The sequence below is a fragment of the Leucobacter alluvii genome (assembly GCF_039530485.1).
GTDB lineage: Bacteria > Actinomycetota > Actinomycetes > Actinomycetales > Microbacteriaceae > Leucobacter > Leucobacter alluvii.
In genome coordinates, this window is the sequence record NZ_BAAAOP010000005.1 from 377,485 (window position 1) to 393,899 (window position 16,415).

Below are 16,415 nucleotides of genomic sequence, written 5' to 3' on the forward strand. Positions count from 1 at the left end.
GTTCATTTCCTGTCTTGGGTCGTGCTGAAGTGAAGTTGTTCCGTCGATGCGACTGGTGATGATCGTGTGATTCGCTCAGATCGTGGGCCGACTGCACGGAGTGCGCCGAGGATGGCCACCAGGTCAACGACTTCTTGCAGCCACGCGCCGAGGAGTGCTGGGAGGAACCCGAAGGCGGCGATGAGCATGAGGCCGACGCTGATGATGATGCCGAGCCAGATGCTTTGCAGTGCGATCCGCACGGTGTCCTTGCCGATGCTCACCGCGCGCGGCAGGGCCGAGAGCGTGTCGTAGCGGTTCACGATGTCCGCAGACTCCGATGCTGCGGTTGCACCGCGCGCCCCCATTGCGAAGCCAATATCCGCAGCAGCGAGCACCGGGGCATCGTTGAGGCCGTCACCGACCATGATGAGCGGGCGGGGCTGCACGCTACTGACAATGCGAACTTTGTCGCCGGGGCGGCACTCCGCGTGCACCTCGCTGATTCCAAGGCGCCGCGCGATGGGTTCGGCGGTGGCTGCAACGTCTCCGGTGACCATGAGCGTACGCTCGATACCGAGTGCGCTCAGCTGACGGAGAGCCTGGGCTGCTTCTTCGCGCACTTGGTCGCGCATGACGATGGCTCCGGCGAAACGGCCATCGACTGAGACGTAGATTGCGAGTTCCCCTGGAGCAAGGTCTGCCAGCACGAGGTCCGGCGCGGAGTGGCGCACCCAGGAGGGCTTGCCGACACGAACCGTCACTGCCTCAGGTGCGTCAGGAGTGCGGAACACAGCCGCGACTCCGTTTGTCGCGATCTCCTCGGCATGTTCGGCTTCGACGAGCGACAAGCCGTGCTGTTTCGCGGCCTGCACGACGGAGTCCGCAAGCACGTGAGAGGAGTACACCTCCGCTGAGGCTGCGAAACGCAGCAGCTCGTCTTCGCTGGCGCGGTCGGCGGGCAGAAGGCGTTCGAGCACTGGCTTGCCGGTAGTGATGGTGCCGGTCTTATCGAATGCCGCCGAGCGGGCTCGTGAAAGCTGTTCGAGGGTGCCGCCGCCCTTGACGATCAGCCCGAACCTCGCGGCACGGCTCATGCCACCGAGAAACGCGACCGGCGCGGCGATCAGCAGCGGGCATGGGGTCGCCACCACCAGCACCTCGGCAAACCGGACAGCCTCTCCACTGACCGCCCACGCGATCCCGGCGATCACGAGCGCGAGCACTGTGAACGGCACCGCGTACCGATCTGCGAGCCGCACGACTTTGGCTTTGCTCCCCGCGGCTTGTTCGACGAGCCGAACAATCTGCTGATACTCGCTCTCGGCGGCCGGAGCCGCAGCCCGCATGGTGACTGCGGCTTGTCCATTCACCGCACCGCTCGACACTTTCTCTCCCGCGTCACGCTCAACGGGCAGACTTTCACCGGTCAATGACGACTCATCGAACACGGCGTGCTCGGAGACGAGGATCGAGTCCACAGGCACGAGTGCACCCGGCCGCACCAACAACAGATCACCCACCTCGACTTCTTCGACCGGTATGTCCTCGGTCGTGACCTCGGCAGTATGCCCGTGCATGTCCGCGCCGGGTGCGCTTGGGGCGAGGATGCGCGTGGCCTGCTGGGGTGCCTTACGCAGCAGCGCGGTCAGTTCCCGCTTCGAACGGTTCTCAGCGTAATCTTCGAGGGCCGCCCCGCCGGTGAGCATCAGCACCACCACGAGCGCCGCCCACGGCTCCCCAACGAGCACTGCAGCGGTGATTGCCGTCACCGCAAGAATGTCGAGCCCGGCGTGCCCTCGGATGAGCTGCCGGATCATCCCGACCGCCTCCCACCCGGCAATCACGAGCGCATACGCACCCACAATCCAGCTGGCCGACTCAATGGCCGGAGTCGCTAAAAGAACCAACCCGATCATAGCCACCAACAGTGTTGCGATCACGAGTGGATATGCCCTGACCAGAGATGAAAAACGGCTCATGCTTCAATCCTCCCATGCGGGCACGCTTCTCGCATTGCAGGCCAGCCTCGCCTGAGTATCCGCGTAGCGCGTTCAGAGCAGCAATGCCCCGGCTCCTGCGGCCCCGAGCACTACCGCCCATGCCGGTGTTTTCCAGGACGTGAGTGCGACAAACGCGAGTGCCGCGACGACGAGTGATGCGGCGTTCGTGACACCCGCGGTGAATACGGGGTCGTACAGCGCGGCGGCGAGCAGCCCGACGACTCCGGAGTTCACGCCCGTCAGCACACGCTGCACTCTCGGCGCACGACGCAACCGCTCCCAGAAGGGCAGCACCCCCATCACGAGCAGCGCAGACGGCAGAAAGATCGCGAGCAGCGCAATGGATGCGCCGAACAGCCCACTCGGGCCGCCCGTGGTGACCGCTCCGAGAAACGCGGCGAAGGTGAACAGCGGCCCTGGCACCGCCTGCGCGGCACCATACCCCGCGAGGAACGCACCCGGCTCCACCAGTCCAGTCTGCACTGTCTCAGCCTGCAAAAGCGGGAGCACGACATGCCCGCCGCCGAACACGAACGACCCCGCACGATAGAAGGTGTCAATCAGGCCTACCGTGGCGTTGCCGGTGAACACAGCAAGAATCGGCAACCCTGCGAGCAGCATGACGAACACAGCCAGGCTCAACCATCCGACTGCGGGCCGCAGGCGCACCCGGAAACGCGGTTCATCGTTCTCGGTCGTGCTCGGGGATCGACAGACGAAGAACCCCGCGATCCCGGCCAAGGCCATCGCGCCGAACATCGTCAGCGGGCCGGGTACGAGCAGCACGACAGTGAGCACCCCGACAGCAATCGTCGCTCGTCGCGCATCAGGCGTGAGTGACTTTGCCATCCCGAGCACAGCATGACCCACGACCGCGACCGCCGCAGCCTTCAGGCCCAGCACCCATCCAGCCTGCGATACGTCGCCAAGGGTCGATACGCCGAGCGCGAACCCGAACAGCAATACCGCAGATGGCAGTGTGAACCCGAGCCATGCCGCGACAAGACCGAGTATTCCAGCTCTCTGCAAACCGATCGCCATGCCGACCTGGCTTGATGCCGGGCCGGGAAGAAACTGGCACAATGCGACAAGATCCGCATACGCGCGATCACCCAGCCATCTGCGTCGCTCGACGAACTCTGCTCGAAAATATCCAAGATGAGCGACCGGGCCACCGAACGACGTGCACCCTAACCTCAAGAACACCAGAAGGACCAGCAATGGCGCGCCAAAGTCGGTTCGACGGCCACCTTCTGCGGATAACATTTCTTACTCAGAATGGGGCACCATCCGGGACTGGCGCTACTCGCCGCGCTGCATTCACGCAGTGTTCACTCGCGGCTCACAAGCCGTCACCGACTTACGCGAACCTTCCGTGTCGCACAGTGCGATTCTAAGATCGCTCTGCTGACTTCTGAATGAACGTACACTACTGTAGTAGATACATATGTTGCTAGTTTAGGAACATAAGGAGGGTGAGCGCGATGCATGGCGGTGTGGTCTTCTTCCGGGGAACCGGGGCTGATGCGCTGCGCTATGTCGAGGCCGACCGCCTGCGTGCTGACGACTACTACCGCAGCGACGGCACCAGCGGCATCCAGTACGCGGTGCTCGACGCCACAGGCGAGACGGTCAGTGCCCGTGACCTGAGTAGCGAGGAGTACAACGGGTGGGTGGATTGGATCAACCCCGACACGGGCGAGCGGATGGGGCGACCCCGCGCGGCTGGCCCTGATCGTCAGGGTTCGGCGCGGTTTGGTGAAATGACGATCAACGGCCCGAAGTCACTCTCTATCGCAGCAGCCCTCCACCCTGACGTGTCTGAGGCGTTGGATCGTGCGCAGCAGGACGCGCTGGCGGAGATTCAGCGGTGGCTCGGCCAGCACTCCGTGACTCGCGTCGGCGGGCGCGGCAAGCAAGAGGTCGTGCCGGTCGAGTACATGCAGGTCGTCGGGATTACGCACCGCACGTCGCGCGCTGGTGACCCGCACCGGCACATTCACATGCAGATCGGCACCAGGGTGTGGGCTGTCGGGAAGTGGCGCGCACTCGATACCGGGGCGCTCATCAAGCAGCAAGGCGCGATCCGTGCTCTCGGCACGGCGGTCATCGCCGCGCACCCGGAGCTTGCTGAGGTGCTGGATCGTCACGGCCTCACGCTCGACCCCGTTACCGGCGAGGTAGTCGAGTTGGAGCCGTTCAACGCCTTGATGAGCAAGCGGGGTGAGCAGGTGCATCGGAACCTGAACCGGCTCGAAGCCGAATGGAACGCGGCGCACCCTGGTGAGACGATGGGGCCGGTCGTATTCTCGCGGCTCACGGCGCAGGCATGGGCGCACGAACGGCCCGCGAAGAAGCCGACCACGCTCAGGGAAGAGGAAGCCTGGCTGACCGAACTCCGAGAAGCCGGCTACGACCCCGCAACGCTGCGCCGGCCTGCACGCCCTGTGCCGGCGTCGCCGGACGAGCTATCGGTGCAGCGGATCGCCTCGCGCGCCTTGGATCGTTGCGCGGCTGGCGCATCGGCGTGGAATCGCCATACGGTGCAGGAGCATGCAACCCAGATCATCACCGAGGCCGGGGTGCGCGCAACCAGCCAAGAGTTGCGCGACCTCATCACCGCTGCAACACGCCTCGCGCTCGAAGACTGCTTCTCGGTACTCGCGCCAGGTGCGCCGACGCCGGAGCATGTGGCGCACCTCACGAGCCTGCGCGTGGTGCAGGCCGAGACGGAACTGCGCGACCTGATCGCCGCACGAGTGCCAGACCGCGAGCCGAAACCCGCTGACGTGCGCGCAGCGGCCGAGGCGCGGGGTCTTGATGCGGGGCAGGAGCGCGCCGCCGCTGCCGTCGCATCCGCCGACCCGTTGGTGATCGTTGAGGGAGCAGCGGGCGCAGGGAAGACAACGATGCTCGGCGTTGTAATCGAAGTCGCGGCCGAGCAGGGTAGGCCGTCGCGGGTGGTTGCGCCGACGAAGCGTGCCGCACTGGTGGCGCGCGACGAACTCGGGGTGCCGACTGCGAGCGTTGCGGCGCTCGTGCATGCGCACGGGTGGCGGTGGAATCGTGACGGCGTATGGTCGCGCCTCGCGCCGGGCGACACTGACCCCGAGACCGGCAACGCCTATCGCGGCCCATCCGAAAGCGCGCGGCTCGCACACGGCGAGCGGGTCATCGTTGACGAGGCGGGGATGCTCGACCAAGACACCGCAATCGCCCTGCTGACCGTCTGCGCCGAGGCAGGTGCGACGGTCGCGCTGGTTGGGGATCGTGCGCAGCTCGCAGCCGTCGGGCGCGGCGGGGTGCTCGACATGGCCGCGCAGCTCAGAGCGCGCACGTTCGACATGGCCGAAGTTCACCGTTTCGCCGATCCCGCCTATGCCGAGGTCACGTTGCAGATGCGCGACGGCAGGAATCCCGGCGCGGTCTTCGACCAGCTCGCAGAACTTGGGCTTGTGCGCCTCCATACGGGCGGCGATGAGTTGAGAGAGCACATCGCCCAGGAGCGGCAGAACGACGAAGCTGTGACGGGGACCTCGAACGACGAGGCGCGCGCCGTGAACTCGAGTATTCGCGACAAGCGCGTGGCACGCGGCGAGGTCGACGACCGCAGCACTGCTTACGGGAACGATGGCCTCCCCATCGGCGCGGGCGACCTGATCCAAACCCGCAAGAACAACACCCGCTTGGGGGTGGCGAACCGGCAGCAGTGGATCGTGCAGCATGTCGCAGACGACGGCACCGTCACCGCAAGGGAAGCAGGGAGCGGGCGGAAGCGACCGCGCACCGTGCGCCTGCCTGCCGAGTATGTGGCCGAGCACGCCCATCTGTCGTACGCGGCGACTTCTTACGGGGTGCAGGGCGCGACCGTGCCCGCCTCGCACACGATCCTCACGGGCTCGACCAGCGCCGCGAGCGTCTATGTCGGCATGACGAGAGGCCGCGAGTCGAATCTGTTGCATGTCGTGGCCGAGGACTTGGATCAAGCGCGAGTGCAGTTCGTGGCGGCGATGGAACGCGACCGGGCCGACCGTGGCCTTGCCGACGCGACCCGTCGCGCGGCCGAGGAAGTCGCCGGGCTCATCGAGCACGGCCCGGCGCAGTTCGTGAGCGACGAGATAGCCGCGCTCATGCAACGGGCGGTGACTGCTGAGGCGCAGGCCGAACGCTGGCAGCAGATCGGCGCTGCTCTTGCTGACCTGAACCAGCGCGAGACAGCGATACGCGAAGCGGCAAGCAAGACTGAGCGGCAGGCGAGGTCGCGCGCCGAGCAGGTGCGCGTCGAGGTCACTGCGCCCATCGTCTCGGCGGCGAGGACGGCACTTGCCGAATGGCAGCAGGCCGAAGCCGCCGAGCAGATGGCAGGCGAGCAAATGCGGGCCGCGTCGTGGTTCGGTAGGCGGCGCGCCCGCGACGAGCAGGATAGCGCCAAGGCGCGAACCTATGACGTGCGCCAGCAGTTGGCGAACGAGTGGGGCGAGCCGCCGAGGTGGAACGAACGCCCCGATGCCTGGGTAGAGCGAGTCACCCGCCCGAAGATCAACACCGACCCGCGCCTGATCCAAGCAGAGCAAGCACACGGGGCGGCGCGTGATGAAGTCCTGAGCAGGCCCGAGCGGGCACAGACCGCACGCTTGGCGGCGTTCGGTCGCGTCTTCGGCGCAGAGCGCGTCCTCCGCAACCGCGACGCCTACCTGAGCACCAACCCCGCACAGCGCGCCACCAGCGCCGCTCAGACGGCGAAGTACGCACGCGCAGAGGCCGAGCTACTGCGCTCGCTCACGCCCGCCGAGGCGGTCGCGCGGATCGGGCAGACCCGAGCCGCCGAAGCCGCCCGCGAAGAAGCCCGACGGGCGGCGCAGGAGCGCGCCAGCCGCTACGACTACGGGTACCGCCACACGCCCCCGCAGAGCGGCCCGGCGCGCGGCCTGTGAGCCGACGCCGTTCGCGTCAGTCGATGAGGGCGGCTGCGACTTCGCTCACCCAGCGTCGTTGCCCGCGAGTCTCTACCGCGTGCGGGTGGTAGTGCGCTCGCACCCAGGCAACGGCATCGCTCGCGGGAACACCGCTCATCACCGCAAGCACGGCTAATGCGGTTCCCGTGCGCCCGATACCCCCACCGCAGGCAATCTCGACTCGCTCCGTGGCGGCTCGCTCATACGCTTCACGAAGCGCCGCGACTGTCTCCGGGGTCCCGTCCGGTCGTCGGAAGTCACGCCATCGCACCCATTGGTGCGGCCAATCTCCGACACGGGGAGCGCGACCCGTCAGATAGACCCCGAACTCAGGATCGAGGGTGTCATGGCGCGCCGCGCGAAGCCCGCGACCTCGAACGCGGCGACCATCGGGTAACTCGACAATGCCGCCACCCGGCTCCCATCGCCCCACGAGCAGAGCTTAGGCGCTGGCGTAGCGTTGGCGGGCGGCTTCGCCGCTGGTGCCGATCGCTTCACCGACCTCGCGCCAGGAGAGCCGCTGTTCGCGTGCGGTGCGTACCGCTTCGGCGAGTTCTCGTTCTGCGGAGTCGCGCCGCCAGGCGGCGAGCTTGACCGCCATGACTGGGGGCAGCGGAGCGTCGGCGTCGCCGGGCTTGGGGTCGTAGTTCTCGAACGCGTCCGCGAACTCGTCGGCGCGTGCCTTGATGTCTTCGATAGAGCGTGGAGCCATGATGTTCACCTCAAATACTTGGATCGGGCCGGACGCATCGCGTGAGCGATAGCGATGATGCCGTGCCATTCGATGACTCCGACTTCGACCAGGGTTCCGGTCTCGTCGGGGCCGATGAACATGGTCATCGCGTCGTCTTGCACGAAGTGCCGGACTGGGTAACGGAGCGCATGGAGCATCGCCGCATCCGTGACGCCGTGCCGGTGGGCACTGTCAAGGATGAGCGGGTCTGATTCCATGTCACAAGTTTACTTGCCGCAAGTTACCTTGTCGAGTGGGCGGGGTGAATACTCAGATAGCGCGGGTGTGCCGATTCGGCACCGCCGCAGAGTTTTACGTCGTGGGGGTGTCGTCGGCGTCGAAGAGGCGCAGGAACTTCTCGCGCGGGATCACGACCCGACGGCCGAGTCTCACGGAGGGGATAGCCCCGTTCTCGATGCTCGCGGTGATCGTGCGCGGATCAACGCCGAGTGCCGCTGCTGCCTCCGCGCGTGTTACGACCGCGCTGCGCGAGGCCCGCAGATCATCCAGGGTCACCGTCACCGATCTCATCACACACCAGCCGTTCCTAAACAAGATTCATATGATCCCAATAAAGTACATCATGGAACTTGACGAGTCAAGAGTCGGCATATACGTTCCTAGTATGGAAACAGAGAGAGTGCGGGGGAATCCCGCTGGCATCACCCACGAGCACGTCGCCCAGAACATCCGCACCGCGCGCCAGGCCATCGGCATGGACGTGCGCACCGCCGCCCGCCTCATGACCGAGGCGGGCCGGAAGCTCGCCCCGTCGGGGATCAGCAAGATCGAGAACGGCGACCGGCGCGTGGACGTGGATGACCTCACCGCCCTCGCCTATATCTTCCGCACCACCCCCGCCGCGTTGCTCACCCCGCCCGCAGAGGCCGTGACGCTCACGGGGGTGCCGGAGTTGTTCATTCCCGAAGAGATACAGGCCTGGGTCGCAGGCAGCGTGAAGCTCACCACCGACGACCTCGTGCGCTACTGGAAAGAGCAGCGGTTCCTGGCGATCAGTTCCGGGCACTGGGCTGAGGAAATGCTCGCCAAGTACGACCGTGGCCAGGTTGGTGTCACCCCGCGCGAGGTGTACCAGCAGCGCTACGACCGGCAGACCGCACGCGAAGCCGAGGCCACCGGCAGGCTGTTGCAGATCGACCCGAACGCTTCCCTCACATTCGAGTAAGCCGGGTCGCAGAGCTACCCGTGTCGCAGGGGTGCGGGTGAACCCAAGGAGAAAAAGGAGCCGGGCTATGGCACAAGTCAACGACCCGCCGCCGAGTGTGGTGGCAGACCCCGCTGAGGGGGTGACACAGAGACAGCAGCGGCGTTCGAGGTCGCGGCACGCGGGTTCGCTGGGCGACTATCAGACCCGTAAGGGGAAGCGGTGGAAGTTCCAGATCTATGTGCTCATCGACCCCGAGAAGCCCGAGCTGGGCGAGAAGCGGTTGACCCGTGGCGGGTTCACCGACCTCGAAGAAGCACAGGCCGCGCTCACCGAAGCGCTCAAGAAGCGGGCACGGAACGAGAAGTTCCAAGGCAAAACCCCGACCATCGCGGTGTATGCCGAGGATTGGGCGTCGTCGCTGCGGTTGGCTGATTCCACGATCAAGGGGTACCGGAAGATCATCCGCAACCACATCACGCCCGACCTCGGGAAGATCAGGATCGACAAGCTCACCGCCACCCGCATCGGCGCGCACTACCGCCAGTTGGAACAATCAGGTCGCAAGGACGAATACGGCAAGGGGCAACCGTTGTCGGCCAACAGCATCCACAAGGTGCATGTTGTCCTCGGAGCGATGCTCGACGCAGCGATAGACGACGGACTGCTGAGTGTGAACCCGGCGAAGAAGAAGCGCACGGTGAACGCGCCCAAGTCCTCGCAGGTACGCGCACAGAAACCGGAAATCGTGACGTGGACGGGCGACCAGCTCGCCACGTTCCTCGCTTGGAACCGTGACGAGTTGAAAGACGAGCTGTTCCCGCTGTGGCGACTCATCGCCTACACGGGGATGCGGCGCAGCGAGGCGCTGGCGTTGAAGTGGAACGACGTGAACGCCAGAACCGGGCGGGTGAGCATCCGGCGGGCGGTGAACACGGAGGACTGGACGACCACCAAGACCACGAAGACGGGCAACGCCCGCGTGATCGACGTGGACGCCGCGACCCTCAAAGTGCTCGCCTCCTACAAGGTCGCACGTGCCGAAGTGTCGTTCGACCTCGCCAAAGCCGACGCCTACGTCTTCGGTGACGACGAGGGCAAGCTCCGCTCGCCCGACGCCATGACGAGCCGGTGGGATCGCCGCATGAAGTGGACCGCCACGGTACACAAGACGCTCCCCAGGATCACGATCAAGGGGCTGCGCCACACGCACGCCACACTCCTGTTGGAGTTGGGCGAGCATCCCAAGGTGGTGCAAGAGCGCCTCGGGCACTCCACCATCACCACCACGATGAACATCTACAGCCATGTCACCCCGACGATGCAGAAAGCCGCAGCAGACCGCTTCGCGGCCCATCTCGGGAACGCTTAGCACATATCTCAGCACATGGCACGAAAATGACCCCCAACCTGGTGATCTAAACCCCAGGTCAGAGGCCATTTTCCATTCGTGCGCGAGGGGGGACTTGAACCCCCACGTCCGAAGACACTGGAACCTAAATCCAGCGCGTCTGCCAATTCCGCCACTCGCGCGTGGGCCGGCGGGACCGGCCGAGAACCACCTTATCGGTCGTTCGGCAGGACCTCGGCGCCCTCGGGAAGGCGAGTTCCTGCGGGGAGGCGAACCGTGACGAAGCCTGCATCTGCAGGCGCAGGAGCAGGAGCAGGAGCGCCGACGGGAACGGCGGCCGGGGATTCGTCGCCGCGCAGGCCGGCTTCGATCTTGCCGACGCTCAGGCCGCCCGTCTCTCCGGTGGGGTGGTGCTGGCTCATGCGGTCGATCCACGCGAGCGCGATGGCCGAGACGATGAACGCGAGATGGATCGCGACTTCCCACATCACGCCATCCGACGAGTAGAGCACGCTGCCGTCCGCGTTGAGCACGACGCCGTTGTCCATCCGTCCGACCTCGATGAATGTCTTGAGCAGGTGAATCGAGGAGATCGAGATGATCGATACGGCGAGCTTGACCTTGAGCAGGTTCGTGTTGACATGCGACAGCCATTCGGGCTCATCGTGGTGCCCTTGGACGCGGATCTTCGAGACGAAGGTCTCGTAGCCTCCGATGATCACCATGATCAGCAGGTTCGCGATCATGACGATGTCGATGAGTGCGAGCACACTCAGCATCACGTCGGTCTCGGTGATGTGCCCGGTGGCGATGACGTTCTCGACGAGGTGCCAGAGCTCGACGAAGAAGAGCACGACGTAGACGGCCTGCGCGACGATGAGGCCGAGGTACAGCGGCGCCTGGAGCCAGCGGCTCGCGAAGATGAAGGCGGCGAGTGTGCGCGAAGCAGGCCCCGGACCGGCCTGCGCGCTGCGTTCGGTGATGCTGGGTCGCTTGCTCACGTGGGTGGCCCTCTCGTGCTGGTGGAGTGCACCGCATGCTGATGAAGTGCACCATATGCTAGCGCAGCACGGATGTGGATTCGGGGGCCGGGGGATCGGCACCGAGCCGCAACGCGGCTAGGATGGCGGGAGCGAAAGGGAGTATTCCACTTCGCCCGTGTCGTCAAGACGCGTCGCTCCGCAGCGGCGCCGGTGCGGGCGCGGCGCATGCGACGGAAGTCGGGCGCCGGGAAGAGACTTTCGGCCCAGCCGTGCGCCCCGCGCCCCAGCCGTAAGGAAGTACACAACGGTGACTTCAGTTCTCCCGCTCTGGTTCGAGATCGGTTCGATGATCGCGCTCGTCGTGATCCTCGTCATCGACCTCGCCCTGATCGTTCGTCGTCCCCACGTCCCCTCCATGCGCGAGGCGAGCCTGTGGGTCGGCTTCTACGTGCTGCTCGCACTGATCTTCGCCGGCGCCATCTTCCTGCTGGGCGATGTGCAGCACGGCACGGAGTTCTTGGCGGGCTGGCTCACCGAGTACAGCCTCTCGATCGACAACCTCTTCGTGTTCGTGCTGATCCTCGCCAGCTTCAAGGTGCCGAGCGCCTACCAGCAGCGCGCGCTGATGATCGGCATCGTGCTCGCACTGATCTTCCGCGGCGCGTTCATCCTGGTCGGCGCCGCGATCATCGAACGCTTCATCGCGATCTTCTTCATCTTCGGCGCGTGGCTGATCTGGACGGCTTGGCAGCAGGTGAAGCCGGGCGGGCACGACGAGCAGGGCGAGAGCTGGGTCATCCGACAGGTCAAGAAGGTGCTGCCCTTCAGCGACCACTACGACGGCGGCAAGCTGCGCACCACGGTTGACGGCAAGCGCATGTTCACCCCCTTCCTGCTGGTGCTCATCTCGTTGGGCGTGACCGACCTCCTCTTCGCCCTCGACTCCATTCCCGCAATCTTCGGCATCACGCAGAGCCCCTTCATCGTGTTCACGGCGAATGTGTTCGCCCTCATGGGCCTCCGGCAGCTGTACTTCCTGCTCGGCGGTCTGCTCGAGCGGCTGGAGTACCTCAAGTACGGCATCGCGGCGATCCTGGCGTTCATCGGCGTGAAGCTGATCCTGCACGCGCTGCACGAGAACGAGCTGCCGTTCATCAACGGCGGCGAGCACGTGCCGGTGCCCGAGATCAATACGTGGATGTCGCTCGGCTTCATCGTCGCGGCGATGCTGGTGGCTACAGTGGCGAGCGTGATCAAGGCGAATCGCGAGGCTCGTGCGCGCGGCGAGCACCTGCACCTCGGCGCCGCCGAGCCCATGGAGAAGCCGTCGCAGGGCCACGATCGCGCCAACCGCCACTAGGAAAGCGGTGGTGGCTCGTCATCGGCGCCGCCACCTTCTCGGCCGCATCGGGCACTCCGCATCGCGCGGTGATAGACTCTCGCCATGCGTTCGCGGGCTCTGCTTCTTCACAGCCGCGACGGGGTCTAGTCCATCGGCCGCCCGTCGCGGAGTTCTCGCATGGTCGATCCACCGCGTCGAAGCTCGCGAAATACATTCGTGCCGCGCGGTGTTGAACAGCACAGTGCTGAGTGCACAGAACCGGGAAGAGAAGCACACATGAGCGAGCAGTTTGCGTCGGAGTCGACCGTACGGCCACGCACCCTGGCTGAGAAACTCTGGGACGACCACGTCGTCGTCAAGGGGGAGAACGGCCAGCCAGATCTCATCTACATCGATCTCCACCTCATCCACGAGGTGACGAGTCCGCAGGCGTTCGACGGTCTGCGCGTCGCAGGGCGACCGCTTCGCCGCGTCGACCTGATGATCGCGACGGAGGATCACAACACCCCGACCGTCAACATCACGCGGCAGATCGAGGACCCGACGAGCCGTCTCCAGATCGAGACGCTGCGGCAGAACGTCGCCGAGTTCGGTGTGCGGGCGCACCCCCTCGGCGACCGCGAACAGGGCATCGTGCACGTCGTCGGACCGCAGTTGGGTTTGTCGATGCCGGGAATCACCGTGGTGTGCGGTGACAGCCACACCTCGACCCACGGGGCGTTCGGCGCTCTGGCGTTCGGCATCGGCACCAGCGAGGTCGAGCACGTCATGGCGACGCAGACCCTGCCGTTGAAGCCGTTCAAGACCATGGCGATCAACGTCGAGGGAGAGCTGCGGCCCGGTGTCACCGCGAAGGACATCATTCTGGCCGTCATCGCGAAGATCGGCACCGGCGGCGGCCAGGGCTACGTGCTCGAGTACCGCGGGTCCGCGATCCGCGGTCTCTCGATGGACGGTCGCATGACGATGTGCAACATGTCGATCGAAGCCGGCGCACGTGCGGGCATGGTGGCCCCTGACGAGACGACGTTCGAGTACGTCAAGGGCCGCCCCCACGCCCCGCGCGGCGCCGATTGGGACGACGCGGTCGCGTACTGGAAGACGCTCCCGACCGATGAGGGCGCCGTGTTCGACAAGGAAGTGTTCATCGACGCCGAGTCGCTCGAACCGTTTGTGACGTGGGGCACGAACCCCGGGCAGGGCGTGCTGCTCAGCGAATCGGTGCCCAATCCCGATGCGATCGCTGATCCCAACGAGCGCGCCGCCGCCGAGCGCGCGCTCGAATACATGGATCTCGAGGCGGGGACGCCGATGAAGGAGATCCCCGTCGACGCCGTCTTCATGGGATCGTGCACGAATAGCCGTCTCGACGATCTGCGCACCTTCGCCGAGATCATCAAGGGCAAGCAGAAGGCCGAGGGCGTGCGGCTCATGGTGGTCCCCGGGTCGGCCCGCGTGCGCGCCGAGGCCGAAGCAGAGGGGATCGACCGCATCGTCGAGGCGTTCGGCGGCGAGTGGCGATTCGCCGGCTGCTCGATGTGCCTGGGCATGAACCCGGACCAGCTGGCGCCGGGCGAACGATGCGCGTCGACGTCGAATCGAAACTTCGAGGGGCGTCAGGGCAAGGGCGGGCGCACGCATCTGGTCTCGCCGCTCGTGGCAGCGGCGACCGCGATCCGAGGCACGCTGTCGAGCCCGTGGGACTTGCAGGACGACCTCGCGAAGGGCATCTCCCACGACGCTCCGGAGGGGTCCGACCTCCCCGTGCGTCGCCGTATTCCGATCATGCCCGTCTCCGAGAAGGCGGGAGCCTGAACCATGCAGAAGTTCACGACTTTCACTGGCATCGCCGCGCCGCTCCAGCGATCGAACGTCGATACCGACCAGATCATCCCCGCAGTGTTCTTGAAGCGGGTCACGAAGACCGGCTTCGAAGACGCGCTGTTCTCCCACTGGCGGCAGGACGAGAACTTCGTCTTGAACCAGCCCGCCTTCCAAGGCGCTGAGATCCTCGTCGCCGGCGCCGACTTCGGCACGGGTTCGTCGCGCGAGCACGCGGTGTGGGCGCTTCGCGACTACGGTTTCAGGGTCGTCATCTCGCCCCGCTTCGCGGATATCTTCCGCGGCAACTCGGGGAAGCAGGGGCTGCTCGCGGCTCAGGTGACCGAGGACGAAGTGAAGCAGATCTGGGCCGCGATCGACGCCGATCCCGGAATGAGCGTCACGGTGAGTCTCGAGGACTGCACGATCACCGCGGGCGCGCTCACGATTCCCTTCGAAGTGGACGAATACACGCGTTGGCGCCTGATGGAAGGGCACGACGATATCTCCTTGACGCTCCGCGACGCGGACGCCATCACCAGGTTCGAGGCGAACCGCCCGAACTGGATGCCGACAACGACCCCCGTGGAGGCCGAATGACCAAGCACACAGTGAACGAGGCCCAGCTGGAGACGGAAGCGGAGGCGCCCGAGGAGGCGGCCGCCGTGTCGACGGAAGAATCGGAAGCCGCCGGGCGCAAGCTCGACGCGCAGAAGGCGGGCGCCCGTGTGGGCCTGACCTCTGACGAGATCATCATCAACGGCGGCCGCCCGCTGAAGGGCCGCATCGAGGTGCGCGGCGCGAAGAACCTCGCGACGAAGGCGATGGTCGCCGCACTACTCGGTAAGACGCCGAGCGTGCTGCGCAACGTCCCCAACATCTCCGACGTGCGCGTCGTGGCCGGGCTGCTCGCCCTCCACGGTGTGCTCATCACGCGCGGCGAGCAGGGCGGCGAGTGGCGCCTGGACCCGTCGAACGTCGAGGTGGCCCACCAGGCCGACATCGATGCGCACGCCGGCTCGTCGCGCATTCCGATCCTCTTCTGCGGACCGCTGCTGCACCGCCTCGGCGAGGCGTTCATCCCCGATCTCGGCGGATGCCGGATCGGCGATCGCCCGATCGACTTCCACCTCGATGCGCTGCGCAACTTCGGCGCCGTCATAGAGAAGCTGCCGAGCGGCATCAGCCTCACCGCGCCCGACGGTCTCAAGGGAGCCAACATCGAGCTGCCGTACCCCTCCGTCGGAGCGACGGAGCAGGTGCTGCTGACGGCCGTCCTCGCCGAGGGGCAGACGGAGCTGCGCAATGCGGCGATCGAGCCGGAGATCGTCGATCTCATCTGCATCCTGCAGAAGATGGGCGCGATCATCTCGATGGAGCCCAACCGGGTGATCTTCATCGAGGGGGTACCGGAGCTCCGCGGGTACGATCACCGGGCCATCTTCGACCGGAACGAGGCCGCCAGCTGGGCTGCAGCAGCCCTGGCGACGAAGGGCGACGTCTTCGTCGGCGGCGTCGAGCAGGAAGAGATGATGACCTTCCTCAACGTCTTCCGCAAGGTCGGCGGCGACTTCGACGTGCACGACGACGGCATCCGCTTCTGGCACCCGGGTGGTGCGCTCAAGCCGGTCACCATCGAGACCGATGTGCACCCGGGATTCATGACGGACTGGCAGCAGCCGCTCGTCGTGGCGCTCACGCAGGCCGAGGGCCAGTCGACCATCCACGAGACGGTGTACGAGAACCGGTTCGGATTCACCGACGCCCTCGTCAAGATGGGTGCCGACATCGTGGTGTACAAGGAGGGCCTGCACGACGCGACTCGTCGCGTGAAGCGACGGGAGTTCGAGCAGGCCGCCGTCATCACCGGACCAACACCACTCCACGGAGCCGATATCGAGGTGCCCGACCTGCGCGGCGGCTTCAGTCATCTCATCGCTGCGCTGACCGCGGAGGGCCAGTCGAAGGTCACGAACCTCGGCATCATCTCGCGCGGGTACGAGAACTTCATCGAGAAGCTGCATCTGCTCGGCGCTGATTTCGTCTACGAGAGCTGAGCGCAGAAACTCTCCTGCGAATGCGG

At 65.8% G+C, this 16,415-nt stretch carries 14 protein-coding genes and 1 tRNA gene; 7 read left to right on the forward strand and 8 right to left on the reverse strand.

What is annotated here, in order from left to right; all coding sequences use genetic code 11:
- Window positions 1-2 precede the first annotated feature (2 nt).
- Both ABFX18_RS06280 and chrA read right to left on the reverse strand, forming a co-directional pair.
- Window positions 3-1,961 carry a heavy metal translocating P-type ATPase gene (locus tag ABFX18_RS06280; RefSeq protein ID WP_054682432.1) on the reverse strand — a complete coding sequence of 653 codons (1,959 nt, stop codon included), beginning with the start codon at window positions 1,959-1,961 and terminating at the stop codon, window positions 3-5.
- Window positions 1,962-2,033: 72 nt separating this feature from the next.
- The gene (chrA, locus tag ABFX18_RS06285) at window positions 2,034-3,248 is read right to left on the reverse strand and encodes a chromate efflux transporter (protein ID WP_346057763.1); all 1,215 of its coding nucleotides are present in this window, start codon (window positions 3,246-3,248) and stop codon (window positions 2,034-2,036) included.
- Between the two features lie 218 nt (window positions 3,249-3,466).
- Between chrA and mobF the strand changes: the two genes are divergently transcribed.
- The gene (mobF, locus tag ABFX18_RS06290) at window positions 3,467-6,916 is read left to right on the forward strand and encodes a MobF family relaxase (RefSeq protein WP_346057764.1); all 3,450 of its coding nucleotides are present in this window, start codon (window positions 3,467-3,469) and stop codon (window positions 6,914-6,916) included.
- A 16-nt stretch (window positions 6,917-6,932) separates the two neighbouring features.
- Here mobF and ABFX18_RS06295 read toward each other — a convergent pair whose 3' ends face one another.
- The 4 genes from ABFX18_RS06295 to ABFX18_RS06310 form a co-directional block, all read right to left on the reverse strand.
- Complete coding sequence (locus tag ABFX18_RS06295) at window positions 6,933-7,370, reverse strand: protein-tyrosine phosphatase family protein (RefSeq protein WP_341783080.1); 438 nt, start codon at window positions 7,368-7,370, stop codon at window positions 6,933-6,935.
- A gap of 9 nt (window positions 7,371-7,379) precedes the next feature.
- On the reverse strand, window positions 7,380-7,649 hold the full coding sequence (locus tag ABFX18_RS06300; protein WP_208098291.1) for a hypothetical protein: 270 nt from the start codon (window positions 7,647-7,649) through the stop codon (window positions 7,380-7,382).
- A gap of 5 nt (window positions 7,650-7,654) precedes the next feature.
- Complete coding sequence (locus tag ABFX18_RS06305; protein WP_208098290.1) at window positions 7,655-7,888, reverse strand: hypothetical protein; 234 nt, start codon at window positions 7,886-7,888, stop codon at window positions 7,655-7,657.
- Between the two features lie 94 nt (window positions 7,889-7,982).
- Window positions 7,983-8,192, reverse strand: coding sequence for a helix-turn-helix domain-containing protein (locus ABFX18_RS06310; protein ID WP_346057765.1), 210 nt, complete (start codon window positions 8,190-8,192; stop codon window positions 7,983-7,985).
- 103 nt (window positions 8,193-8,295) lie between these two features.
- Between ABFX18_RS06310 and ABFX18_RS06315 the strand changes: the two genes are divergently transcribed.
- Together ABFX18_RS06315 and ABFX18_RS06320 are read left to right on the forward strand one after the other, a co-directional pair.
- Window positions 8,296-8,856, forward strand: coding sequence for a helix-turn-helix domain-containing protein (locus ABFX18_RS06315; protein ID WP_346057766.1), 561 nt, complete (start codon window positions 8,296-8,298; stop codon window positions 8,854-8,856).
- Window positions 8,857-8,923: 67 nt separating this feature from the next.
- On the forward strand, window positions 8,924-10,207 hold the full coding sequence (locus ABFX18_RS06320) for a tyrosine-type recombinase/integrase (protein ID WP_346057767.1): 1,284 nt from the start codon (window positions 8,924-8,926) through the stop codon (window positions 10,205-10,207).
- A gap of 79 nt (window positions 10,208-10,286) precedes the next feature.
- Here ABFX18_RS06320 and ABFX18_RS06325 read toward each other — a convergent pair.
- Together ABFX18_RS06325 and ABFX18_RS06330 are read right to left on the reverse strand one after the other, a co-directional pair.
- Window positions 10,287-10,368 (reverse strand) — tRNA-Leu (locus ABFX18_RS06325).
- Window positions 10,369-10,398: 30 nt separating this feature from the next.
- Entirely contained in the window at window positions 10,399-11,187 is a 789-nt protein-coding gene (locus tag ABFX18_RS06330) for a TIGR00645 family protein (protein WP_346057768.1), read from the reverse strand.
- A gap of 289 nt (window positions 11,188-11,476) precedes the next feature.
- On the opposite strand from ABFX18_RS06330, the gene ABFX18_RS06335 reads away from it, so the two are divergent.
- The 4 genes from ABFX18_RS06335 to murA all read left to right on the forward strand — a co-directional run bounded on the left by ABFX18_RS06335 (window position 11,477) and on the right by murA (window position 16,389).
- A complete protein-coding gene (locus ABFX18_RS06335) occupies window positions 11,477-12,529 on the forward strand; it encodes a TerC family protein (RefSeq protein ID WP_336661604.1) in 1,053 nt (350 codons plus the stop codon).
- Between the two features lie 258 nt (window positions 12,530-12,787).
- Window positions 12,788-14,326 carry a 3-isopropylmalate dehydratase large subunit gene (leuC, locus tag ABFX18_RS06340; protein ID WP_346057769.1) on the forward strand — a complete coding sequence of 513 codons (1,539 nt, stop codon included), beginning with the start codon at window positions 12,788-12,790 and terminating at the stop codon, window positions 14,324-14,326.
- 3 nt (window positions 14,327-14,329) lie between these two features.
- The gene (gene leuD, locus ABFX18_RS06345) at window positions 14,330-14,932 is read left to right on the forward strand and encodes a 3-isopropylmalate dehydratase small subunit (RefSeq protein WP_090148378.1); all 603 of its coding nucleotides are present in this window, start codon (window positions 14,330-14,332) and stop codon (window positions 14,930-14,932) included.
- A gap of 128 nt (window positions 14,933-15,060) precedes the next feature.
- Entirely contained in the window at window positions 15,061-16,389 is a 1,329-nt protein-coding gene (gene murA, locus ABFX18_RS06350) for a UDP-N-acetylglucosamine 1-carboxyvinyltransferase (RefSeq protein ID WP_090149698.1), read from the forward strand.
- Window positions 16,390-16,415 lie beyond the last annotated feature (26 nt).